At 61.1% G+C, this 22,356-nt stretch carries 26 protein-coding genes; 18 read left to right on the top strand and 8 right to left on the bottom strand.

Going from position 1 to position 22,356, the window contains the following annotated elements; genetic code table 11:
* Positions 1-6 precede the first annotated feature (6 nt).
* A complete protein-coding gene (locus tag BLU37_RS27895; RefSeq protein WP_029532594.1) occupies positions 7-873 on the bottom strand; it encodes a LysR family transcriptional regulator in 867 nt (288 codons plus the stop codon).
* Positions 874-982: 109 nt separating this feature from the next.
* Here BLU37_RS27895 and BLU37_RS27890 point away from each other — a divergent pair, with 109 nt between their 5' ends.
* The 3 genes from BLU37_RS27890 (at position 983) to BLU37_RS27885 (ending at position 2,240) form a co-directional block, all read left to right on the top strand.
* Positions 983-1,555: a DUF4865 family protein gene (locus BLU37_RS27890; RefSeq protein ID WP_090210679.1), complete on the top strand. Its 573-nt coding sequence runs from the start codon at positions 983-985 to the stop codon at positions 1,553-1,555.
* Entirely contained in the window at positions 1,548-1,691 is a 144-nt protein-coding gene (locus BLU37_RS29195) for a hypothetical protein (protein WP_157696420.1), read from the top strand. Before BLU37_RS27890 ends, BLU37_RS29195 begins: the two co-directional genes overlap by 8 nt.
* A 63-nt stretch (positions 1,692-1,754) precedes the next feature.
* Entirely contained in the window at positions 1,755-2,240 is a 486-nt protein-coding gene (locus BLU37_RS27885) for a GNAT family N-acetyltransferase (protein ID WP_090210677.1), read from the top strand.
* Between the two features lie 7 nt (positions 2,241-2,247).
* Here the strand turns inward: BLU37_RS27885 and BLU37_RS27880 are convergent, their stop codons facing one another.
* The 3 genes from BLU37_RS27880 to copC form a co-directional block, all read right to left on the bottom strand.
* The gene (locus BLU37_RS27880) at positions 2,248-3,618 is read right to left on the bottom strand and encodes a GntT/GntP/DsdX family permease (RefSeq protein WP_090210675.1); all 1,371 of its coding nucleotides are present in this window, start codon (positions 3,616-3,618) and stop codon (positions 2,248-2,250) included.
* A 126-nt stretch (positions 3,619-3,744) separates the two neighbouring features.
* The gene (gene copD / locus BLU37_RS27875) at positions 3,745-4,596 is read right to left on the bottom strand and encodes a copper homeostasis membrane protein CopD (protein ID WP_090211022.1); all 852 of its coding nucleotides are present in this window, start codon (positions 4,594-4,596) and stop codon (positions 3,745-3,747) included.
* A gap of 4 nt (positions 4,597-4,600) precedes the next feature.
* A complete protein-coding gene (gene copC, locus BLU37_RS27870) occupies positions 4,601-4,975 on the bottom strand; it encodes a copper homeostasis periplasmic binding protein CopC (protein ID WP_010447141.1) in 375 nt (124 codons plus the stop codon).
* A gap of 356 nt (positions 4,976-5,331) precedes the next feature.
* Between copC and BLU37_RS27865 the strand changes: the two genes are divergently transcribed.
* Together BLU37_RS27865 and BLU37_RS27860 are read left to right on the top strand one after the other, a co-directional pair.
* On the top strand, positions 5,332-5,877 hold the full coding sequence (locus tag BLU37_RS27865) for a histidine phosphatase family protein (RefSeq protein WP_010447139.1): 546 nt from the start codon (positions 5,332-5,334) through the stop codon (positions 5,875-5,877).
* Positions 5,878-6,099: 222 nt separating this feature from the next.
* A complete protein-coding gene (locus BLU37_RS27860) occupies positions 6,100-6,642 on the top strand; it encodes a cysteine hydrolase family protein (protein WP_090210673.1) in 543 nt (180 codons plus the stop codon).
* A 52-nt stretch (positions 6,643-6,694) separates the two neighbouring features.
* On the opposite strand, the gene BLU37_RS27855 is transcribed toward BLU37_RS27860, so the two are convergent.
* Positions 6,695-7,747 carry an NAD(P)-dependent alcohol dehydrogenase gene (locus tag BLU37_RS27855; protein ID WP_090210670.1) on the bottom strand — a complete coding sequence of 351 codons (1,053 nt, stop codon included), beginning with the start codon at positions 7,745-7,747 and terminating at the stop codon, positions 6,695-6,697.
* Between the two features lie 182 nt (positions 7,748-7,929).
* On the opposite strand from BLU37_RS27855, the gene BLU37_RS27850 reads away from it, so the two are divergent.
* Positions 7,930-8,835 carry an AraC family transcriptional regulator gene (locus tag BLU37_RS27850; protein WP_090210668.1) on the top strand — a complete coding sequence of 302 codons (906 nt, stop codon included), beginning with the start codon at positions 7,930-7,932 and terminating at the stop codon, positions 8,833-8,835.
* Positions 8,836-8,973: 138 nt separating this feature from the next.
* Here the strand turns inward: BLU37_RS27850 and BLU37_RS27845 are convergent, their stop codons facing one another.
* Positions 8,974-10,638, bottom strand: coding sequence for an electron transfer flavoprotein-ubiquinone oxidoreductase (locus BLU37_RS27845; RefSeq protein ID WP_010447130.1), 1,665 nt, complete (start codon positions 10,636-10,638; stop codon positions 8,974-8,976).
* A gap of 529 nt (positions 10,639-11,167) precedes the next feature.
* Here BLU37_RS27845 and BLU37_RS27840 point away from each other — a divergent pair.
* The 11 genes from BLU37_RS27840 (at position 11,168) to BLU37_RS27790 (ending at position 19,331) form a co-directional block, all read left to right on the top strand.
* Positions 11,168-11,917 (top strand): electron transfer flavoprotein subunit beta/FixA family protein, encoded by a 750-nt coding sequence (locus tag BLU37_RS27840; RefSeq protein ID WP_090210666.1) that lies wholly within the window; start codon positions 11,168-11,170, stop codon positions 11,915-11,917.
* Position 11,918: 1 nt separating this feature from the next.
* A complete protein-coding gene (locus BLU37_RS27835) occupies positions 11,919-12,848 on the top strand; it encodes an electron transfer flavoprotein subunit alpha/FixB family protein (RefSeq protein ID WP_010447127.1) in 930 nt (309 codons plus the stop codon).
* Positions 12,849-13,001: 153 nt separating this feature from the next.
* On the top strand, positions 13,002-13,814 hold the full coding sequence (locus tag BLU37_RS27830; RefSeq protein ID WP_090210665.1) for a substrate-binding periplasmic protein: 813 nt from the start codon (positions 13,002-13,004) through the stop codon (positions 13,812-13,814).
* A gap of 10 nt (positions 13,815-13,824) precedes the next feature.
* Positions 13,825-14,181 carry a DUF4398 domain-containing protein gene (locus tag BLU37_RS27825; RefSeq protein ID WP_010447124.1) on the top strand — a complete coding sequence of 119 codons (357 nt, stop codon included), beginning with the start codon at positions 13,825-13,827 and terminating at the stop codon, positions 14,179-14,181.
* Entirely contained in the window at positions 14,178-14,990 is an 813-nt protein-coding gene (locus tag BLU37_RS27820) for an OmpA family protein (protein ID WP_010447122.1), read from the top strand. Before BLU37_RS27825 ends, BLU37_RS27820 begins: the two co-directional genes overlap by 4 nt.
* A gap of 281 nt (positions 14,991-15,271) precedes the next feature.
* Positions 15,272-16,714, top strand: coding sequence for an aminotransferase-like domain-containing protein (locus BLU37_RS27815; RefSeq protein ID WP_010447120.1), 1,443 nt, complete (start codon positions 15,272-15,274; stop codon positions 16,712-16,714).
* A 130-nt stretch (positions 16,715-16,844) separates the two neighbouring features.
* Complete coding sequence (locus tag BLU37_RS27810) at positions 16,845-17,363, top strand: hypothetical protein (protein ID WP_090210663.1); 519 nt, start codon at positions 16,845-16,847, stop codon at positions 17,361-17,363.
* A gap of 149 nt (positions 17,364-17,512) precedes the next feature.
* On the top strand, positions 17,513-17,767 hold the full coding sequence (locus BLU37_RS27805) for a YkgJ family cysteine cluster protein (protein WP_010447116.1): 255 nt from the start codon (positions 17,513-17,515) through the stop codon (positions 17,765-17,767).
* A 34-nt stretch (positions 17,768-17,801) separates the two neighbouring features.
* Positions 17,802-18,407 carry an START domain-containing protein gene (locus BLU37_RS27800; RefSeq protein WP_010447115.1) on the top strand — a complete coding sequence of 202 codons (606 nt, stop codon included), beginning with the start codon at positions 17,802-17,804 and terminating at the stop codon, positions 18,405-18,407.
* A gap of 136 nt (positions 18,408-18,543) precedes the next feature.
* A complete protein-coding gene (locus BLU37_RS27795) occupies positions 18,544-18,780 on the top strand; it encodes a hypothetical protein (protein ID WP_090210661.1) in 237 nt (78 codons plus the stop codon).
* 212 nt (positions 18,781-18,992) lie between these two features.
* On the top strand, positions 18,993-19,331 hold the full coding sequence (locus BLU37_RS27790) for a ribonuclease E inhibitor RraB (RefSeq protein WP_010447113.1): 339 nt from the start codon (positions 18,993-18,995) through the stop codon (positions 19,329-19,331).
* A 397-nt stretch (positions 19,332-19,728) separates the two neighbouring features.
* Here the strand turns inward: BLU37_RS27790 and BLU37_RS27785 are convergent, their stop codons facing one another.
* Both BLU37_RS27785 and BLU37_RS27780 read right to left on the bottom strand, forming a co-directional pair.
* The gene (locus BLU37_RS27785) at positions 19,729-20,538 is read right to left on the bottom strand and encodes a cytochrome c (RefSeq protein WP_090210659.1); all 810 of its coding nucleotides are present in this window, start codon (positions 20,536-20,538) and stop codon (positions 19,729-19,731) included.
* A gap of 9 nt (positions 20,539-20,547) precedes the next feature.
* A complete protein-coding gene (locus BLU37_RS27780; protein ID WP_090210657.1) occupies positions 20,548-21,024 on the bottom strand; it encodes a rhodanese-like domain-containing protein in 477 nt (158 codons plus the stop codon).
* Between the two features lie 590 nt (positions 21,025-21,614).
* Here BLU37_RS27780 and BLU37_RS27775 point away from each other — a divergent pair.
* Complete coding sequence (locus BLU37_RS27775) at positions 21,615-22,343, top strand: amidotransferase (RefSeq protein ID WP_090210655.1); 729 nt, start codon at positions 21,615-21,617, stop codon at positions 22,341-22,343.
* The last annotated feature ends 13 nt before the right edge of the window (positions 22,344-22,356 follow it).

Raw genomic sequence — 22,356 nt, 5'->3', positions numbered from 1 at the left:
GTCGCCTCAGCGCTCGAGCACTCCGCGAAACGTCGCACTCAAGGCCCGCAGCGTCTCCTGCGAGCGGGCATCCGTGGGGCGCGCATGCAGAATGATTTCCGTCAGTGGCAGCGGTGGCAGTCCCAGTTGTTCGCCGACTTCGATCGCGCCGGCCGGTGCCACCCGTTTTGCCAACGCGGCAACGCCCAGTCCTGCACTGACTGCCGCGCCCACCGCCATCACGCCGCCGCCGACGAATACCTCGGTCCAGGCGATCCCGGCATCATCCAGCACGCGTACCGCCAAGTGCCGCACGCCGCAGGGCGCGGCCAGGGTCGCCAGGCGCAGGACGCTGCCCGGCACCTGTTGCCAGGTCGGGGCGGCGAACCAGCCGAAGCGCTCGACCACCAACACTTCGCCGTCCTGCCGGTCACCCTCGCGACGGACGATGGCCGCATCCAGTTCACCGCGGTCGAAGGACGCGCTCAGATCGCGGGACGAGGCAATACGTACTTCAATGAGCAGCAGCGGGTCGTATTGGGCCAGTCGACTCAGCAGCACCGGCAGATCCGGTCCGGCGACATGATCGCTGATGCCGATGACCAGGCGGCGGGTCGGCGGTGCGGTCATGTCGCCCAGCGCGCGGGCATGGGCCTGGAGCAGGTTGCGCGCGGCCTGGATGAACTGTTCGCCACACGGCGTCAGCCGCACATGACGCGGGGTGCGCTCCAGCAGGCGGTAACCCAGGCGTTCTTCCAGGCGCTTGAGCTTGAGGCTGATGGCCGCCTGGGAGGTGTCCAGGGCCTGGGCGGCCCGAGTGAAACTGGCGAGGTCGGCGATCAGGACAAAGGCCTGGACGGTATCGATATCGAGGGGTTTACCGCCATCGATCATATCAAATCCTTATCACACATATATATGTCGATATCTTGTTATGATTTATGACATTGCGCAAGCTGGCTCCAGGTTATCCCCCGTCGGTCATCTGCCCAGGAGCGCAGCCATGTTTGCCAAACACTATTCACACCGCTTGCCCGCCCACTACGACATGGGCCTGATCCGTCGTCGAGCCAGCGAGCTCGGGCCGCGCTGGGACGACACTCCGGGCCTGCTGTTCAAGGCCTTTATCGCCCGCGAGCGTGGGGTTTTCGGCGCCTTGGCCAATCAGTATGCGTCGGTCTACCTGTGGTCGGAGCCCGCCGCAGCGGGCGCATTTCTGATGGACGAGCGTTTCCAGACAGTGATCGATTCGTTCGGTCGTCCCGAGATCGAGGCGTGGTTGGCGCTGGATGTTCAGTGGGGTGACGCCGCCGAGGCACGGGCCCTTTATCGTGAGCACGTGCAGGTCGAGCCGGAGGCGGATCGGGCTGCCTTGCTCGCGGCACAGATCGAGCAAAGCCAGGTCATCCGGGGGCGGGAGGATACTGTCGCGGTATTGCTGGCGCTGGACACCGCGAACTGGCGGCTGGTGCGGATCACCCTGTCGTCGGCCTTGCCCGATCGCAACCGGGCCCGCGAGGCCTACGAGGTGCTGTACCTGGCGCGTCCTGGCGCAGAGGTGCTGGGTCATGAATAAGGGTGAGGAGGGCGAAACGACCGAATCGATGGCAGGCGCGTTGTCGGCCCATCTGCTGGGGGTGGGGCTCGCTGCTCTGGCGATTCTGGTGCCGACCCTGATCGCCTGCCTGTTGCTGGGCAGGAATTTTCACTGAAAAGATTCAAGCGGCAACACAATCCGAATAGCATGGGTGACTTCATTGATTCTGGAAGCACCCATGTCCCTCGAAATACGCGAAGCCCGGCCCAGCGATGCGCCGCAGATCCTGGCCTTTATCACGGAGCTGGCCGACTACGAACGCGCCCGCCACGAAGTGATCGCCAGTGTCGTGGACATCGAGCGGAGCCTGTTCGGCGAAGGTGCCACGGCCCATGGCCTGATTTGCCTGCGCGATGGCGAGCCGGTCGGTTTTGCGGTGTTCTTCTTCAGCTACTCGACCTGGCTGGGTCGCAATGGCCTGTACCTGGAAGACCTGTATGTGTCGCCACAACAGCGTGGAGCGGGGGCGGGCAAGAAGCTGCTGCGGCATCTGGCGAAGATCGCTTGTGCCAATGACTGCGGGCGTCTGGAGTGGAGCGTACTGGACTGGAACGAGCCGGCGATCCGTTTCTATGAGTCCATCGGTGCGCAACCCCAGAGTGAGTGGGTGCGCTACCGGATGGATGGCGAAGTGTTGAGGCACTTCGCCTATTCAGAGGACTAGGCTGGCCTCACTGGAACCACTGCCACAGCAGCAGCGCCCCCACCAGCCCTACCACCGAAACGATGGTCTGCAACACCGACCAGACCCAGATCGTCTGTTTGAGCTGCAAGCCGAAGTATTCGCGCACCATCCAGAAACCGGCATCGTTCACATGGCAGAAGAACACTGAGCCGGCGCCAATCGCCAAGGCCACCAGCGAACTCTGGGTGCTTGCCAGGCCCGCCATCAGTGGCGCGAGAATGCCCGCAGTGGTGGTGGTCGCCACGGTGGCCGAACCCGTCGCCTGGCGCAGGGCCACGGCGATCAGCCAGGCCAGCAGTACATAGGACAGGTGCGCGCCGCTGGCGACCTTGCTGATGGTGTCGCTGATGCCAACCTCCAGCAGCGTCTGCTTCAGGCCGCCGCCGGCACCGATGGTCAGCAGCAGCACGGCAATCGGTCCCAGGCTTTTGCGCAGCACTCCGCCGACCTGGTCACGGGCCATGCCGATCGACCAGCCGAGGCAGATCACTGCCGCGATCACCGCGATGCCCAGGGCGATCAGCGGTTCACCGAGGAACTTCAGAGTGAGTGCCAGGTTGCCTTGCGGTGCCATGGCGATCTTGGCCAAGGTGCTGCCGAGCATCAACAATACCGGCAACAGGATGATCAGCAGGGAGACGGCAAAGCTCGGCTTGCGGCGGGTTTCGACCTTGGCGGTGAACAGCGCGCCGAGTTCGGGCGGTTCCTGTACGTCGAGGCGTTTCGCCAGCCAGATGCCATACAGCGGGCCGGCGAGAATCACTGCCGGTACGGCGATGCACAAGCCCAGCAGCATGGTCATGCCGAGGTCGGCATGCAGTGCGCTGACCGCGATCAACGGCCCCGGATGCGGAGGCATCAGCGCGTGCAGGGTGGTCATGCCGGCCAGCGCCGGGATCGCCACCTTGAGCAGCGGCTGGCCGGACTGTCGAGCGATGACGAAGATCACCGGCACCATCAGCACCAGCCCGACCTCGAAGAACAGCGGCAGGCCGATGACCATCGCCACCAGTGCCATGACCCAGGGCAGGGCCTTGCCTTTCGCGTGGCGCAGCAGGGTCGAGGCAATGCGGTCGGCGGCGCCTGATTCCGCCATCAGCGCACCGAGCATCGCACCCAGGGCAATGATGATCCCGGCTTCGCCCAGCAGGCTGCCGGCGCCCTTGCTGAAGGCCTTGGCGACTTCTTCCGGCGGCAACGCCGCACCGAGCCCGGCGATGAAGGTACCGATCAGGATCGCCAGGAACGGCGGCAGCTTGGTCAGGCTGATCAGCACGATAATGCTGGTGATGGCTGCGAGGCAGCAGACGATCAGGCGAGTGTCGTGGGCGAGCCACGCGGCATGTGAAAGATCCAACGGAAACCCCTTCTTGTAATATCTTGTTACGCGGTTCGAAGGAATATACCTGAAGGATTCATATAGATGACTATCTGAGTCGGGTTTTTTACGTATTGCGCACGGGAGGGCGATGAGTGGCGTGGGTCAGTTCATCACTACCGGTGGCAGCGTGCCCAGCAGCGAGACGGCGAGTATTGCGCCCAGGCCCAGCAGCCATTCGAGGGTGACGCTTCGGCGCAGCACGGTGATCCGACCATGCCGGCTCATCACCCGGTTGAACAGGGCCAGGCCGAGCATCAGCAGCACCAGCAGTACCTTGATCAGCAGGATCAGCGCGAAGCCCTGGAACAGCGGCGTCGGCCAGAGCGCGCCAGTGAGTACGCGGACGTTGATCAGCCCGGTGACGATGATCACCGCGACCATCAGGTAGCCGAGAGTGCTGAAGTGGCGCAGGATCCGTTCGACTTCATGCCCGGCCGGGCGACTCAGCACCAGGATCAGCAACATCAAACCGCCGACCCAGGCGCCGACACCACTCAGGTGCAACAGTTGGTTGAACATCAGCAACTGCCCGCCAACCCCATCGAGCATCGCCCCATGACCAACGGGCGCCAGGGTCGCCACTTGCAGGAGCGCCAGCAACAGGCTGACTCTGGGCGGTGCATGGGTGCTGAGGACGATCCACAGCAGCAGGCTCAGACCCAGATGCCAGGTCCAGACCTTGCCGAAAAAGGTATGGCCCAGCACCAATTGCAGGGTAGGCAGGCGGATGGCGTCTGCCCAGTCATCGGTCATGCCGACGATGGTCAGCAGCAACCAGGCCACTGCACTGAAAAGGGCCAGTGCAGCCATCCAGCGGCGCATCGTCAGCAACTGCGAGTCGAGCACCGCCGAGGGCGCCGGGCCGATCAGCAGGGGCCGTAACAGGCAGGCCCCGAACAACGACAGGACCATGGTGAAATGCAGGAAACGACACAGGACCATGGCATCGAGCATCAACTCAGTGGCTCACCTTGAAGCCGTAGTTGCCTTCGCTCTTGTGGGTGTCGACCGAGACTGCATGCCAATTGACCTGGTAGTCGCCGGCTTGCAGCGCGGTGGCCGGGGTCACGACCAGGACCTTCTTGTCGGCCGGATCGGTGGCAATGCTTTTCACCTCGACCTTGGCGCCGCCGCTGCTCAGTTCGACCTTGGTCAGCGCGGCTTCGACGCCTTCGCTGAAAACCAGGCGCAATTCGCTCGGCGCGCTGACGGTGCTGTCCGCTGCCGGGGTTTCGCTCTTGAGGTGGGCGTGGGCGAACGCCGAGTCGGTCGCGGCGAAACCGCCGAGCAGGACAACGGTGCCGAGGATTTTTTTCAGGCGGGAAGATGACATCGGTCAGTACCTTGAGGGTGTGAACAGGTGAGGATGCCGCGCAGTGGCATGGAGCCCACGATAACTGCTATGGAAACGTTTGGCACCTGCAATACACAAAAGGGAGCTGGGATGACCGGCTCCTTTTTTTGTATTGCAGATGTCCGATATTGTGTGCCCGATCCGCTGAAAAATCTCCCGGGGTTGTGCGTCATGTCTGATAAATAAGCCTGCATGGCAGTGGCTGGCATTGGGCATCTAGAATGCGCTGACGGTGGTGTAAGCGTGTCGGGTGTTCAGCGGCTTCTATCCTTACTATTGAAAGCAGTGCTCGTGCGGCGTATTCCTGCATGGAGCAGAACGGGAGAAATTTCCACATGTCGATCCGGCTCAGCATTGTTTGCCATGCCCGCACCGAGGCTCAGCGTCTGGGGCGTTTTGCGCTGGACGAGCCGGTTGAACCCAAGGGGCTGGCCAAGGCCGCCGAACTGGCCAGCCGGCTGAAAAAGCCGGTGCGGATCCTCAGTGCGCCGGAAACCCGTGCCTGGCAGACTGCCGAAGCACTGGGCAGCGAGATCGAGATCGTTCCGGAACTGGGGGATTACGATTTTGGCGAATGGCAGGGCCTGGCCCTGAGCGATTTGCAGGAGAGTGATCCGCAGGGGCTCGAGGCCTGGATCAACCAGCCGCAGATTGCCCCGCCGGCGGGAGAGTCGGTGATCGAACTCTGCGCCAGGGTCGGTGCCTGGCTCGACGGCTTTCAGGAGGACGGGCATTTTTTCGTCGTGACCCATCCCTTCGTGATCCGCGCGGCGATTCTCCATGCGCTGCAGGCCGGCCCGAGCTCGTTCAACGCCATCGATATCGAGCCGCTGTCGGTGGTTGACCTGCGCCGCAACGGACGCTGGCGTTTGCGCTTCTGAAATGAGCTGACAGGGTGGTTGCCATTTCCTGTCGGAGCTTGGCATTATCGACGTCATGAACAGAATCTCGCTGCACCTGACCACCACGACCACCACCACCCGCAAGGGGGGCGAGGTGACTGTGTGAGTGGTTGATACGCAGTGAACCAAGGCCCCGCCAGCAATGGACGGGGCCTTTTGGTTTCCGGGCCTTTGCTGGTATCACCAGGAAGGAATAATACCATGCAGGTTCATAGCCCCCAGCGTTCGGCGCTGTTGATCATCGATATGCAGGTTGGCCTGTTCCATGGCCCGCAGCAACCCTGGCAAGGGGATCAGGTGCTCGCGCGCATCACCGCGCTGATCGGGCAGGCGCGCGAGGCATGGGCGCCGATCTTTGCCCTGCGACACACCGGACCACAGGGTTCGCCGATCGCGGCAGGGAGTGCGGCGTGGCAGGTGTTGCCGGAACTGGGGCTGGACCCGGCGGTGGATCACCTGCTCGACAAGACCCGCCCCAGTTGTTTCTTTGAAACCGGTTTGGCCGAGCAATTGGACGATGCCGGGGTGAAACGGCTGATTATTGTCGGGATGAAGAGCCAGTATTGCGTTGACAGCACCTGCCGGCTGGCTCGGGACCTGGGCTTCGAGGTCGTGCTGGTGGGGGATGCCCACACCTGCATGGAGACGCCCGGGTTGTCGGCCCAGGCGATTGTCGAGCATCACAATGCGACGTTGAACGGCGCGTTTGTGCAGGTGTTGAGTACGGCACAGGTGAGTTTCTGAGGCGATGACAAGCCCGCTCGCCACACAAGCGGGCTTGTCAAACCCTGTATTGTCAGACCTTCAGCGTCGCCATGTCGATCACGAAACGGTATTTCACGTCACCGGCGATCATCCGACTGTACGCCTCGTTGATGTGGCGGATGTCGAGCATTTCGATATCGCAACTGATGTCGTGCTCGGCACAGAAATCCAGCACTTCCTGGGTTTCTGCGATGCCACCGATCAGTGAACCGGCCAGTACCCGGCGTTTCATCACCAGCTTGCCGGCATGCAGCGCCGGGTCGACCGGTTCGATCAGGCCGACGAGGATATGCACGCCATCGAAGGTCAGGGTGTCCAGGTAGGGATTGAGGTCGTGTTGCACCGGAATGGTGTCGAGCAGGAAGTCGAAACGTCCGGCGGCGGCCTGCATCTGCGCGTCGTCGGTGGACACGATCACATGGTCGGCACCCTGGCGGCGGGCCTCCTCGGCCTTGCTCGCCGAACGGGTGAACAGGGTGACTTCGGCGCCCAGGGCCTTGGCGAACTTGATGCCCATGTGGCCCAGGCCGCCCATGCCGAGAATCCCGACCTTGTCACCGGCCTTGACGCCGTAGTGCTTGAGCGGCGAGTAGGTGGTGATGCCGGCGCAGAGCAGCGGCGCAGCGCTGGCCAGGTCGAGTTTTTCCGGGATGCGCACGACGAAATGCTCGCTGACCACGATGCTGTCGGAGTAACCGCCCATGGTGTTGCTGCCATCGACCCGGTCCGGGGTGGCGTAGGTCATGGTCGGATTGTTTTCGCAGTACTGCTCCAGGTTGGCCTTGCAGGCAGTGCAGTCACGGCAGGAGTCGACCATGCAACCGACGCCGACCAGGTCGCCGACTTTATGCCGGGTGACCTGGCTGCCGACGGCAGTGACCTTGCCGACGATTTCATGGCCGGGCATCAGTGGGTAGACGGCAATGCCCCATTCATTGCGGGCCTGGTGGATATCCGAGTGACAGACGCCGCAGTAGAGAATCTCGATGGCCACGTCGTCCGGTCGTGGTGAACGGCGCTGGAAGGTCATCGGGGCGAGGGGCGTGGTGGCAGACTGGGCGGCATAACCAATGGCGGTATACATGGGGCAAACCTTGCAAAAGCGCTGACGGATGAGGTGGACCATTGTCGTGATCGCGTCGGAGCACGACCATGACGATTCCTCCGGGTGTCATGCCTAATCCTCCGGGATCAGTGCTCTGGCACTTTCCTGTGGCGCCAGACCTGCGATGATGTTGGTATCCCTTTTTCCGTGAAATATTTGCCATGCAGTTGACCCGTCATCTCGACGCCAATGCAACGCTGGTTGCGTTGCTCCAGCCGCTGGCGACCCGCCCGGGATTTTTGCCGACCCTGTTGCCTGAGGTGCAGATCGTCTCGGCGTCCGGCAATGTCGCGCGTTGCCCACAGATCTACGAACCGAGCCTGATGGTGATCGTGCAGGGCAGCAAGCTGGCCTACCTGGGGCCCCGGACCCTGGAATACGGTGCCGGGCATTATCTGATCCAGGCGTTGCCGGTGCCGTTCGAATACGAAACCTTTGCCACTCCAGAGGAGCCCCTGCTCGGGGTGTCCATCGGGATCGACCGGGCGTTGTTGAGCGAGTTGGTGCTGGCGATGGGGCTGGCGAACGAACCGGGTGCCTCGGCGCAGACGCCGGAGTCGATGACCTCGGTGGCGCTCGACGATGCCATGCGCCATAGCGTCGAGCAATTGCTGCGTTGCCTGCACGATCCGCTGGAGTGCCGGATCATGGGCCAGGCGCGCTTGCGTGAAGTGTTGTTCACCGCCCTGCGCGGGCCCCAGGCCGACGTACTGCGGGCGCTGGTCGAACAGCAGGGGCAGTTTGCCCGGCTGGCGGCGTCTCTCAGCCATCTGCATGAGCATTTCGCCGAGCCGCTTAACGTCGACACGCTGGCGCGTTATGCGAACATGAGCCCCTCGACCTTTCATGAGCATTTCAAGCGCAGCACCTTGCTGTCGCCGGTGCAGTACCTCAAGCGCCTGCGCCTGCTCAAGGCCCAGCGGCTGCTGGCGGGTGATGGTCTGGGCGTAGCGCAGGTGGCGCATCGGGTGGGGTATCAGAGTACGTCGCAGTTCAGCCGGGAGTACAAGCGCTACTTCGAACGCACGCCGGGGGAGGAGGGGATGTTGACTGGGCAGTCGGCTTGAGAGCGGGATCTGGGGTTTGTAGTGTGTGGGGCGGCCTCTTCGCGCCGAACCGCCGCGAAGAGGCCCTCTGCTCCGGCGAAAGACTTCCCAGTAAAAAGGCCCCTGCGAAGGAGCCTTTTCAGTGTGCCGCCAGCCGAATCACATGTTCGGGTAGGTCGGGCCGCCAGCCCCTTCCGGGGTGACCCAGGTGATGTTCTGCGCCGGGTCCTTGATGTCACAGGTCTTGCAGTGCACGCAGTTCTGGGCGTTGATCTGGAAGCGCTTCTCGCCGTTTTCCTGGGTGATCACTTCATACACGCCAGCCGGGCAGTAGCGCTGCGCCGGTTCGTCGTACAGCGGCAGGTTCTTGCTCAACGGAATGCTCGGGTCCTTGAGCTTGAGGTGGCACGGCTGCTCTTCTTCATGGTTGGTGCTGGAGAGGAACACCGAACTGAGCTTGTCGAAGCTGAGTTTGCCATCGGGCTTCGGATAGTCGATTTTCACCGAGTCCTTGGCCAGCTTCAGGCAGGCATAGTCCGGCTTGTTGTCGTGCAGGGTGAAGGGCAGCTTGCCGCCGAACAGGTTCTGCTCGACCCAGTTGAAGCCGCCGCCGATGATCGGGCCGAACTTATGGATCGCCGCGCCGAAGTTGCGGCTGCTGAACAGCTCCTCGTACAGCCAGCTGGCCTTGAACGACGTGACATAGTTGTCCAACTGGTCACCCCCCTCGGCGCCGGCCAGCAATTTCTCGGCCACGGCTTCGGCGGCGAGCATGCCGGACTTCATCGCGGTGTGGCTGCCCTTGATCTTGGCGAAGTTCAGGGTGCCCAGGTCGCAACCGATCAGCGCGCCGCCGTTGAAGACCATCTTGGGCAGCGAGTTCAGGCCGCCCTTGCAGATGGCGCGGGCGCCGTAGCTGATGCGCTTGCCGCCTTCCAGGTACTGCTTGAGTACCGGGTGGTGCTTGAGGCGCTGGAATTCGTCGAACGGCGACAGGTAGGTATTGCTGTAGGACAGGTCGACGATCAGGCCGACCACCACCTGGTTGTTTTCCAGGTGATAGAGGAAGGAGCCGCCGGTGTTTTCGGTGCCCATGATGTCCAGCGGCCAGCCGGCAGTGTGGACCACCAGGCCAGGCTGGTGCTTGGCCGGATCGATTTCCCAGATTTCCTTGAGGCCGATACCGTAGTGCTGGGCATCGGCATCGCTGTCGAGCTTGAAGCGCGAAATCAGCTGCTTGCCGATGTGCCCACGGCAACCTTCGGCGAACAGCGTGTATTTGCCACGCAGCTCCATGCCGGGGGTGTACAGGCCTTCCTTCGGCTTGCCTTCACGGTCGACACCCAGGTCGCCGGTGATGATCCCGCGGACCACGCCGTTCTCGTCGAACAGCGCTTCCTGGGCGGCGAAGCCCGGGTAGATCTCTACGCCCAGGTTCTCGGCCTGCTGGGCCAGCCAGCGGCACAGATTGCCCAGGGAGATGATGTAGTTGCCTTCGTTGTGCATGGTCTTGGGCACAAAGAAGTCGGGAACCTTGGTCGCGGTCTCGCCGTTGCGCAGCACATAGATGTCGTCACGCTTGACCGGGGTATTGAGCGGCGCACCGAGTTCTTTCCAGTCCGGGAACAGTTCGTTCAGGGCCCGTGGTTCGAACACCGCGCCGGAAAGGATGTGGGCACCGACTTCGGAACCTTTCTCCACGACGCAGACGCTGATTTCCTGACCCGCTTCAGCCGCTTTCTGTTTCAGCCGGCAAGCGGCGGACAGGCCTGCGGGGCCGGCACCGACGATGACCACGTCGAATTCCATGTATTCGCGTTCCACAGACTCTCTCCTACTCTCAAGGCTCAACAGTTTTCTTCTGATTGGAGATTTGGTGCCCCGCTCCAGAAGGGGAGACATCTTTCTCTCTAGGTGGCGCCATTATATCTACACCACTATCAGCGTCCAATACAAACGTTTGTTTGAATTCGCTGGAAGCCAGATAAATCAAAGAAGCGCGGCTTATGACTGGCCATTTTGCCGTATTGACCAGAATAGGCGTTCCGGTCAAGATACGAGCGGTTTTGCGCCCGGCGTAGGCTAAACCTGGGTCGCAAGAGCACGTCTAAAGACCGGACGAAGACACCGAAAGTGAAGTGGCACGCCGATTCTGGCGCGAAGTTTACACGTCCATCGGTCCAGTGACTGTACAGTCACGTCGGACGGACGGTCATGCAACCGGGAAAAGCCAGGTTTTCGTGTAGATGTCGGCGTTTTTGGAGGTGCCCTTGAGCTTCATGCGCGCGCCAATGAGCATCCAACCGCCAGGTACGCCTGGGCGACTTTCTTTTCACCGGAGAGTGAGGAATCCATGAAGGTTCTTGTAGCTGTCAAACGCGTTGTCGATTACAACGTCAAGGTTCGCGTCAAGGCGGACAATTCCGGCGTCGACCTCGCCAACGTCAAGATGTCGATGAACCCGTTCTGCGAAATCGCAGTGGAAGAAGCGGTACGTCTGAAAGAAAAAGGCGTGGCCACTGAAATCGTCGTCGTCTCCATCGGCCCGTCCACCGCCCAGGAGCAACTGCGTACCGCGCTGGCGCTGGGTGCCGACCGCGCCATCCTGGTCGAGTCCGCCGACGAACTGAACTCCCTGGCCGTGGCCAAGCTGCTCAAGGCCGTGGTCGACAAGGAACAGCCACAACTGGTCATCCTTGGCAAACAGGCGATCGACAGCGACAACAACCAGACCGGTCAGATGCTGGCTGCCCTGAGTGGTTACGCTCAAGGCACCTTCGCTTCGAAAGTCGAAGTGGCGGGTGACAAGGTTGCCGTGACCCGCGAAATCGACGGCGGCCTGCAGACCGTTTCGTTGAGCCTGCCGGCCATCGTCACCACCGACCTGCGTTTGAACGAGCCGCGTTACGCGTCCCTGCCGAACATCATGAAAGCCAAGAAGAAGCCGCTCGAGACGCTGACTCCGGATGCTTTGGGCGTTTCCACCGCCTCGACCAACAAGACCGTGAAAGTTGAAGCACCGGCTGCACGCAGCGCGGGCATCAAGGTCAAGTCGGTTGCAGAACTGGTCGAGAAACTGAAAAACGAAGCGAAGGTAATCTGATATGACTATCTTGGTAATCGCCGAACACGATAACAAGGTCGTGGCCCCGGCCACCCTGAACACCGTTGCAGCCGCTGCGAAGATCGGTGGCGACATCCACGTGCTGGTCGCTGGCCAGGGTGTTGGCGCCGTCGCCGAAGCCGCCGCGAAAATCGCTGGCGTGTCGAAAGTGCTGGTGGCCGATAACGCCGCCTACGCGCATCAACTGCCGGAAAACGTCGCTCCCCTGGTAGCCGAGCTGGGCAAGGGCTACAGCCACGTCCTGGCCGCCGCCACCTCCAACGGCAAGAACATCCTGCCGCGCGTTGCTGCTGCGCTGGACGTCGACCAGATCTCCGAGATCATCTCGGTGGAAAGTGCTGACACCTTCAAACGCCCGATCTACGCCGGTAACGCCATTGCCACCGTGCAATCGAGTGCTGCGGTCAAGGTCATCACCGTGCGTGCCACCGGTTTCGACCCGGTTGCCGCCGAAGGTGGCTCGGCTGCCGTTGAAGCCGTTGGCGCGGCTCACGATGCAGGCAAATCGTCGTTCGTCGGCGAAGAGCTGGCCAAGTCCGACCGTCCAGAGCTGACCGCTGCCAAGATCGTCGTATCCGGTGGCCGTGGCATGCAGAACGGCGACAACTTCAAGCACCTGTACGCCCTGGCCGACAAGCTGGGCGCGGCCGTCGGCGCGTCCCGCGCGGCAGTCGACGCAGGCTTCGTACCGAACGACATGCAGGTCGGCCAGACCGGCAAGATCGTTGCGCCACAGCTGTACATCGCCGTCGGTATCTCCGGCGCGATCCAGCACCTGGCCGGTATGAAGGACTCCAAGGTGATCGTTGCGATCAACAAGGACGAAGAGGCGCCGATCTTCCAGGTGGCCGACTACGGCCTGGTCGCCGACCTGTTCGAAGCGGTACCTGAGTTGGAAAAGCTGGTCTGATCCAGCGGCTTCACTTATAAAAGAGCCCGGTCTTTTGACCGGGTTTTTTTTTACCGAATCATCGTGCCGACACCCCTTCATGCGTGCGCTGGCATCATGTTTACACCGGTATCCTGCTCCTGCAGTCAGCAGTATTGATTGGAGAAATTTGTCATGGACGTGCTTCGCGTCGCTGCACTATCGCTGCTGTTGGGACTGTCCACCCAGGCCCTGGCCGTGGGCAAATGCGAGCGTCTGATTGTCACCGGCAGCCCGGACGCGCCGCCCTACCTGTGGCGTGACCCCGAGGATCCGGTCCACCTGATCGGCGCCAGCGCCGACCTGTTGCGCCAGGTGGGTAGCGAGCTGGGGCTCAAGATCGAGGTGCTCTACGGCGGCAAGCGCTCCCAGGCCCTGGAGGAAGTGCGCAGTGGGCGCATGGATCTGCTGGTGGACGCGCCGATCAGCGTCAACGAGCTGGAGTCGTTGGACTACATCCACCCGGCCCTGGTGCAGAACGATTTCCTGGTCTGGACGCGCAACGATTCGCCGGTGGTCTACAACGCCGCCAGCGACTTGCAGGGGCATAGCGGCGCCGTCTCGCAGAAGGCCCGGATGACGCAACCGTTCGTGGCGTTCAGCAAGGCGCAACTGACCCTGCAGTACACACCAGCATTGCCCCAGGCGTTGCAGAAACTGTTGCTGGGCGAGGTCGAGTATGTCCTGGCCGGGCGCTATGCCGGCATGGTCACTGCGCAGAGTCTGGGCATGGCCAGGGATATTGGCCCACGACCCCAGCCCATCGATCAGCCGGGTCTGTTCCTCGCGGTCTCGCATAACTCGGCCTGCAATGACGCCTGGTTGCGCGGACAGTTGGCGAAAAAAATGACAGAATTGCCCGCTTCCGGCCTGACCGAGGCCGCGTTGCAGCGCAATCTGGAGCGTTGGAAGGCGCAACTGCAGCCGGCCGGCGCGCCCAAACAGTAGGAATTTGCTTTTGAGTATTCGACCTTTATTCGCGGCACTGGCCGTCGTGGCCCTGGCGGGCTGCGCAGCCGATCCGGCGCCGAATGAACAAATGCGTCTCACCGAGCGTGCGCTCGAACAAGCCCGCGCGGTGGGTGCCAAGGCCGACGAGGTCGCCGAACTGAAACTGGCCGAAGGCAAGTTCGAGCGTGCCCAGTCCGATATGGCCGACCAATCCTTCAAGAAAGCCCGTATGCGCGCCGAACAGGCCGAACTGGACGCGCGCCTGGCCGAAGCCCAGGTATTGACGCAAAAGAGCCAGGAAGAGCTGAAGCTGCTCAATACCCGCATCACGCGCTTGCGCAAGCAATTGAGGGACGTGCAATGATCTATGCGAGCCGAAGGGGCGGCGTTCTGCTGGCGTTGGTCTGTGCCGGTCTTTATGGCTGTGCCGGCCAGCAGGCCAGCGAGACGGCCCTGCAGCAGGCTTCGGCCAGCTTCCAGAAGGTCAAGGAAGATACCGACGTGCTGCGCTTCGCGCCCAAGGACGTGATCCGTGCCGGTGAGTCACTGGCGCGCGCCGATCGCCTGTCCAGTTACTGGGGCAGTGGCAGCGACGTGGCGCATTATGCCTACCTGAGTGAGCGCTACTCGGACATCGCCCGCCAGCACACCGAGCAGGCCCTGAACCAGGAGCGTGCCGCCAAGCTGGAGCTGGAACGCCAGCGTCTGCAACTGGCCCTGCGCGAATCCAAGCTGCTCAGCGTGCAGCAGCAGGGCAAATGGCTGGAAGACCAGATCAGCCAGGCCAGCACCCAGACCGACCGTGGCCTGGTGATGACCCTGGGCGATGTGCTGTTCGATACCGGTGAAGCGGAGCTGAAGAGTTCCGCCAACCGTGCGGTGCTCAAGCTGGTGCAGTTTCTCCAGCTCAACCCGAAACGTATAGTGCGCATCGAGGGCTATACCGACAGCACCGGGGAGAAGGACCACAACCTGCAACTGTCCCGCGATCGGGCCCAGTCCGTGGCGGACATGCTGGTGGATCTGGGCATCGATGAAAAGCGCATCGAAGTGGTCGGTTATGGCGATGAATACCCGATCGACGTCAATGCCACCGAGCGGGGCAGGGCGCAGAACCGGCGGGTGGAGATCGTCTTCTCCGACGAGAAGGGCCATCTCGGCGCGGCCCGCTGAGGCTACAGCCGACCCAGAACAGACCCGGTATCCGCAAGGTGCCGGGTTTTTTCATGCCTGGTTACGTCACGGGTGGCGATCCGACAAGCCCGCTCGCCACAAGGGCTTCGGCTCACTGCGACAAAACCAGGCCAATTCCACCGATAAGTGTGCCCATACAGTTTTGCTTCTCTCGTCACTGTATTGTCGACTATTGTAGGAACTGTGCCAGTACACTTTGAAACTGTTCCGGTATCGTTACGTTCAAGAATAAAAACGCCGCTGAAACCGAGTGCCGCTTCATGACCAACCTATTGCTCTACCAGCGCATTGCGCAGCAACTGGCCGACGATATTCGCCGTGGTGTCTATCAGCCCGGCGAGCGCGTGCCTTCGGTACGCAAGATGAGCTCGCAGCTCAATGTCAGCCATGCGACGGTGTTGCAGGCCTACGCCAACCTGGAAGACCAGGGACTGATCCGTGCCCGGCCGCAGTCAGGCTATTACGTTCACCAGACCCCCGCGCTGACCGCGCCGACGCCGGACATCGCCCGGGTCGAGCGTCCAGGCCTGGTCACCCGCAGCAGCATCATCCACCAGGTGCTGGTCGAGTCCCGTCGTGAAGGGGTGTTTCCGTTCGGCGCGGCCGTGCCGTCGGTGGACTATCTGCCGGTTCGAGCCCTGCACCAGCAGTTGGCCAAGGTCACCCGCTTTCATAGTCCGCGGGCGTTCAGCTACATGTTCAGCCCCGGTTTCGAGCCGCTGCGCCGCCAGGTGGCGATTCGCATGCGCGATGCCGGCGTGGTGGTCGACCCTTCCGAAGTGGTGATCACCCATGGCTGCGTGGATGCGTTGCAGATGTCGCTGCGGGTATTGACCCGTCCTGGCGATCTGATCGCCGCCGAGTCGCCGACCTATTACGGCTTGCTGCAACTGGCGGACCTGCTGGGCCTCAAGGTCATCGAGATCCCCAGCGATCCGGCCATCGGCATGAGTCTTGAAGCTCTGCAACTGGCGGCCAACCAATGGTCGATCAAGGCCCTGGTGCTGACCACACGGCTGAGCAACCCGCTGGGCGGCACCATGCCCGAGGAGCGCCAGAAACAGTTGCTGCGCCTGGCTTCGGATTTTGATATCCAGATCGTCGAAGACGATATCTACGGCGAACTGATGTTCGAGGTTGGCCGTACCAAGGCGCTCAAGGCCTATGACCGGCTGGATCGGGTGATTTATTGCTCGAGCTTCTCCAAGACCCTGTCGCCCGGCGTGCGCATTGGCTGGATGATCGCCGGCAAGTTCCAGCAGGAAATCCAGCGCTTGCAGACCTTCAGTACCCATTCTGCCTGTAGCGTGACGCAGATGGGCGTGGCGGCCTACCTGGAGAACGGCGGCTACGACCGGCACCTGCGCTACATTCGTCAGGAGTACCGCAAGAACCTCAGCGCCTTTCAGTTGGCGGTGCAGCAGTATTTCCCCGAAGGCACGCAGATGACCCGTCCGACCGGCGGTTTCATTCTCTGGGTCAGCCTGCCGGGACGGGTCAATACTCAGGAGCTGCACGTGCGCGCCTTGCAACAAGGCATCAGCATTGCGCCGGGACTGATCTTCAGCAATACCGAACAATTCAACCACTGTATCCGGCTCAACTGCGCGATTCCGTGGAACCGCGAGGCCGAGCGGGCGTTGATGACCCTCGGCATGCTGGCCAGCCAGTTGTGCCAGGAAACCGCAGCCGGGTTGTTCTGAGTCGACTGCCGGGAAGCGCTTGAGGGCGCTCCCGGCGGCGGCATCCGGGGACGATTGCGGCGCTCGTGACTTGTCATCGACTGCTCAACGAGCGAGCATAGAGCACTCTGTTGTTCATGCCGTAGGGTTTATGAAAGCGACTTTCGCTGTACGCTTGCTATTGCTTGCCTTGCTGACCGGCTTGGGCGTTGGCGGTACAGCCATGTCGCAGGCTCAGGAAAAGTCGCCAGCCACCAGCAGTGCGGTACAGAAAACCAAGGCCACGCCGCCGAAGACAACCCAAGCTGCGACGAAAAAGGCCGAGGCCACTCCGAAAAAAGCTCAGCCGAAAAAGACTGTTCCGACAAAAAAGGCCGCAACGAAAAAGTCCCGTTCGGTCAGCAATGAGGTGGTGAAGACCCGCCTTCCTCCCGCCAAGCTGGACCTGAGTCTGCCCCAGGAGCTGGTCAACAAGATGCAGCCGGTCGGTAAGGTGCCACTGTCCAAGAGCCGACCGCTATTGCCGCAGATGTTTGTCGAAAAGCCGGCCTCCCAGACGCCGTTTCAGCTCAACGGTCGACTGCTGAGCAATGAGATGGATCTGCAATTGCGCAACGAAAGTCGCCGGGAAGTGGAAGGCGCAGCCCTGGACTTCGAGTTCAAACAGTAGATTCCGACAGTCAGTTACGACATTTCGTCAGTGACTGGTGAGTCATCGTCCTTATTATTGAAAAACCATTGTGCGACTAATTTTAAACAGCCGTTTTAGCGGTTACTCTGTCTTTTACACCCCGGGTCCGTTGCAGGGAGCGTGTCGCCATGAACTGCCGTGAAGGGTGTGGTGCCTGCTGTATCGCTCCTTCCATCAGCTCGCCGCTGCCTGGCATGCCTGCTGGAAAGCCGGCCGGAGAACGTTGTGTGCATCTCTCGGTCGAAAACCTCTGTGAGCTGTTTGGCAGGCCGGAGCGGCCGGCCGTGTGTGGTGGTTTCAAGGCTGACCCGCAAGTGTGTGGCAGTAGTCGTGAAGAGGCTATCCGGCTGATCGGCTGGTGGGAACAAATGACGTCGGCTTGAAGCTTGTTCACCTTCAACAATAAGGAATAAGAAAATGGGTTCGCTGCATCGTATGGCTGTGGTTTGTGGTTTGACTGTGCTGTTGACCGGTACCGCGTATGCGGAAACCTGGGAGACGGCCAAGGACGAAAACGGGATCAAGGTGTCGCTCGCCGAAATCGCCGGTTCCAAGTACAAGGCCTACCAGGGTGTCACGACGATCAAGGCTTCTGTCGCCAAGATCCGTGCCCTGCAGGATGACGTGGCCAGTGCCTGTGCCTGGATCCACGAGTGCAAGTCGCAGAAGCTGGTGGACAAGAAAGGCGATGAGAGCTGGACCTACACGCAGTTCAAGGCACCTTTCCCGGTCACCGATCGCGATTCCTACCTGCATATCACCACGATTCAGAACGCCGACGGCAGCTTGACCCGTAAGCTTCAGGGCGTGCCGACCTACAAGCCGGAAGAAAAAGGCTATGTGCGTGTGGCCCAGGTTGAAGGCTTCTGGAAACTGGTGCCCAAGGGCGACAACCTCACCGAAGTGACCTACCAGGTGCACACCGAGCCGGGTGGCAGCGTGCCTTCGTGGCTGGCGAACAAGTTTGTGGTCGAAGCCCCTTACAACACGCTGCTGGCCCTCAAGGAACGCGCCGAGAAGTGATCGGCTGACGCCTGTCTGCTGCCACGCCTGTGGCAGCAGATTCTTCAAGACTGACGGCGAACCCCTTGAACGATCCTGCTGATCTCACGGTCCAGATACCTGTGAGCCCGTGCTGGGCTTGAGCGAGGAGACACCGATGAGGATGTGGGCAGTCACTTTTGTGGATGATCATGGTGTTCAGCGCGTCGAGCGCTTCGATTACGAGCAACAACCGAGTATGGAACAGGCAGCGCAATGGATTCGCGCCAGGCTGTTGCCGGTTACCGCCGAGCTGGATCTCAATGACCTCGATGGGCGCATGGCCGAGCCGACACTCAAGAGTCTCAAGGAGCAGAACAGTATCCAGATCCTGCGCATCGCGCCGGCTTCATGAAAGTCGATTTTTCCACCGTAGCGCCTCTGGCAGAGATGCTGGCATCGCGCTACTCTGCAAACGAGATCAGCGAATGATTCGCTAAGGTTGTCTGATCTTGTCAGCTACATGCTTGTTTCCCGGCGACGGACATCTGTCGTACTGCCAGCGCCGTGGGTGCCTGGTTCGGGATCGCGGAAAGTCTATCCAACGCTTGCTGAGGAGGACGTTTCATGAGCACAGCCTATCAAGAAGACATCAGCAGCCAAGTGCTGCGCCGCATGAAAGAAGGCGGTTTTGATTTCGCACGTATCCATCCCATCGAGTTCTATGCCATTTTCCCGGACGAGGAGCGGGCGCGCAGGGCTGCAGGTCAGTTTCGTGGTGAATCCTTGAACGCTCAGGTCAGCCCCAGGGACGACGGTGCCTGGTATCTGGAACTGAGCAAGGTGATGTACGCCACCTATGGCGGCATCGATGATTTCGAGCACGACTTCGGCGCGGTGGTCGAGCCGCTGGGTGGGGTGATCGAGGGGTGGGGGGTCAAGCATCCGATACGGGCGCTCAACTGAGCGCACTGAGTGTCTGGTAACAACGGCTGGCCTGCGGGTCGGCCGTTTTTGTCTGGGGTGTTTGTGCCGGGCAAAAAAAGGCCACCGTCAAGGGTGGCCGAATGGGAAGCTCATTATGTGGACGCGTATGGGGTCGATCCACCTGCCGACGTGTTTGAGCGCCTGGCAAAAAGGGGACAAGTTGCGCAATGGCTCCGGGTCGGTCGCCTTGGCTGGCTTGATGGAGTGATTATCCGCCAGCCTTTGCGCAAGCGGAAATCAACTCTGGCTATGTGCGTGATAGCTAAAGGCCATTGACTCTTGGCTTGAAGGTCACGCTGGGATTTATCCGCGAACAGGCCCGTAGGCCTTGCTCAAAACCATAAGGCCTACTGAATGGAACCCAGTGAACGGGCACCTACTGAAGCGGCACCTTGCGTTTGCTCATGTGCCTGAGATAGTCCACCAGCAGATCCAACTCACCCTCCGGCAGCACCGCCGGGGAGAACGCCGGCATTTTCGCCTGCGGCCAATGGCGCAGACTCTGCGGATCGCGGATGTAACGCTTGAGATAACCTTCGGCGAAATACTCGGTCGGGCTGTATGGCACGTTCAGGTCCGGCCCCACTTGTGCGTCACCCGCGCCATTGAGCGTGTGACAGGCCAGGCAGTTTTTCTGGAACAGCGCGAAGCCCCGGTTCACCGGATCATTGGCCGCCAGCTTGGGATCCGGCAGCAGTGCGGGGAAACGCTCGGCTACCGAGGCCAGGCGTTGAATGCGGGCTACCTGAAAAGGCCATTGCTCGGGGCCGATGTGCCCGGCTTCCGGGTGCGTCCACACCAGGTAGAACGGCCCGGCGCCTGGCTTGCCCTCGGCCAGTGGTGGCCAGGGTTTGGCCGGGTCCTCCACCGCCAGCCAGGCCTGGGCGCCGGTCTTGCCGAGCAGCGGCGCGGCGTTCATCTCGGCGGCAAACCCGTCCAGCGCCACGGCCTGCAAGTGATCGTCCGGCCGGATGCCCTTCAGCAGCGCCGCTAACGGCACGGCGCGATACGTCATCTGGCGTTTGTAGGAGACGTCGTTGTCGATGGTGATGGTCTGTGCCTTGGGGTGCGCCAGCAATGCCTCGGTTTCCCAGGTCTGACGGCCGGAGCCGAGATCGAGGGTCAGTTGCGCGGCATGCAGGTGGCTACAGAGCAGTACGGTCGTCAGCAGTATCAGGCGTTTCATTCGTGGTTTTTATTCGATCGGGGTGGTGGTAGGGGTGGATTGGTCGGCAATGTCATCGTCGTTGTCGAAGACCCAGGTCGGGGTGTCTTCGACATGATCGAACAATGCATCGCGCAATTCGTTGTAGTTGCCGCCGTTGACGATACCGAAGTAGCCACGCCGGATCAGCGTGTCCTCGGCTTCCAGGGCATGCTGATTGGTGTCGCTGTAGATCACCACGGTGGCATTCGGGTCGAGCACCACCAGGCGCAACTGATAGGCCAGGCCTTCGGCGCTGATGCCGGTGCCATTTTCCAGGGTCAGGTCGACCTGCAGGGAGTTATGGATATTGCCGGCGGCGAAGTCACTGTTGTTGCGCAGATCGAGGATCAGTGCACCGTCGCGGATTTCGTCGACGGCGCGGTTCACATCGATGATGCCCGCCTGGGCGCAGAAGCTAGCGAGTAGTGTCGTTGCCGTTACGGCTGCGGCAATCCATATGCGCATGAGCCTGTCTCCATCAAGTCATGGCTCAAGATTGGCACACAAAACCGTACCCCGGTAGTTGACCAGGGTGAGAATTCGGTTTTGTGGAAAAACGCCACGGTCTCTAGCCGGCCAATTTGGTGAGGTTCGGCAAGATGAGCAATAAAGTGGTGGCGAAAACGATCAAACCGGCTTGACGGACTTTCGATTGCTTGAACATGGCTAACTGCCTTTTTTTGTTATTCCTGGGGTAAGACTCAACACACGCTATGAAGTGCCCCGGCAAAACCCGGCGGCACTTTCCACAGAGATAACCTTAGGGCCCGCGTTTCATTTGGCTTAGAACTATTTGGTCTTTTGATTTCAATTTTTTATTTAAAACTGCATGAGATCTACAGCCAGCTGGCTAGCGGGCCTTTTGCTAGACGCCTGCAAGCACTCAAACGGTTAAGCACTTAGCACACTACCGTTCGTCCGAGCGTGACGGGCAAGGTCCATGAGGGCTTCGAGCTGAACCCGGGCTGGCGCCGGTGCGTTCTACACTTGCCTTGAACGTGGGTTTCAAGGCAGGCTCGGAACTCACTCTTTGATCTTTTGTGTCAGGTACTTTTATGTCGTTACACATCTGCATTCTGGAAACCGATGTCCTGCGTCCAGAGCTGGTCGAGCAGTATGAAGGTTATGGGAAAATGTTCGAGCGTCTGTTCTCCCGTCAGCCGATCAGTGCCGAGTTCAGTATCTACAACGTGATGCAGGGCGATTATCCGAGTGACGACCTGACCTTCGATGCCTACCTGGTGACGGGAAGCAAGGCCGATTCCTTCGGCAGCGACCCCTGGATCCAGACGCTCAAGACCTACCTGCTCAACCGTTACGAACGTGGCGACAAGTTGCTGGGGATCTGTTTCGGCCACCAGTTGCTGGCATTGCTGCTCGGTGGCAAGACCGAGCGTGCCCATCAGGGCTGGGGCGTCGGTATTCATCAATACAAGCTGGCAGCCAAGGCACCCTGGATGAACCCGGTGCGTGAAGAGCTGACGCTGTTGATCAGCCATCAGGACCAGGTGACCGCTTTGCCGGAAAACGCCACGGTGATCGCCAGCAGCGATTTCTGCCCTTACGCGGCGTACCACATCAACGACCAGGTGCTGTGCTTCCAGGGGCACCCGGAGTTCATCCATGACTACTCGCGGACACTGCTGGAGATTCGCCAGCAGCATCTCGGCGAGTCGATTTACTCCAAGGGCATCGCCAGCCTGGACCAGGAGCACCATGGCACCACCGTGGCAGAGTGGATGATGCGCTTCGTCGCCCACAAGCCTGAGGCCAAGTCCGCCTGATTCCACGCATCAC

Source organism: Pseudomonas asplenii (assembly GCF_900105475.1).
Lineage (GTDB): Bacteria > Pseudomonadota > Gammaproteobacteria > Pseudomonadales > Pseudomonadaceae > Aquipseudomonas > Aquipseudomonas asplenii.
The sequence above is the reverse complement of the archived record's forward strand: the minus strand, read 5'-3'. Positions and strand labels throughout refer to the sequence as shown.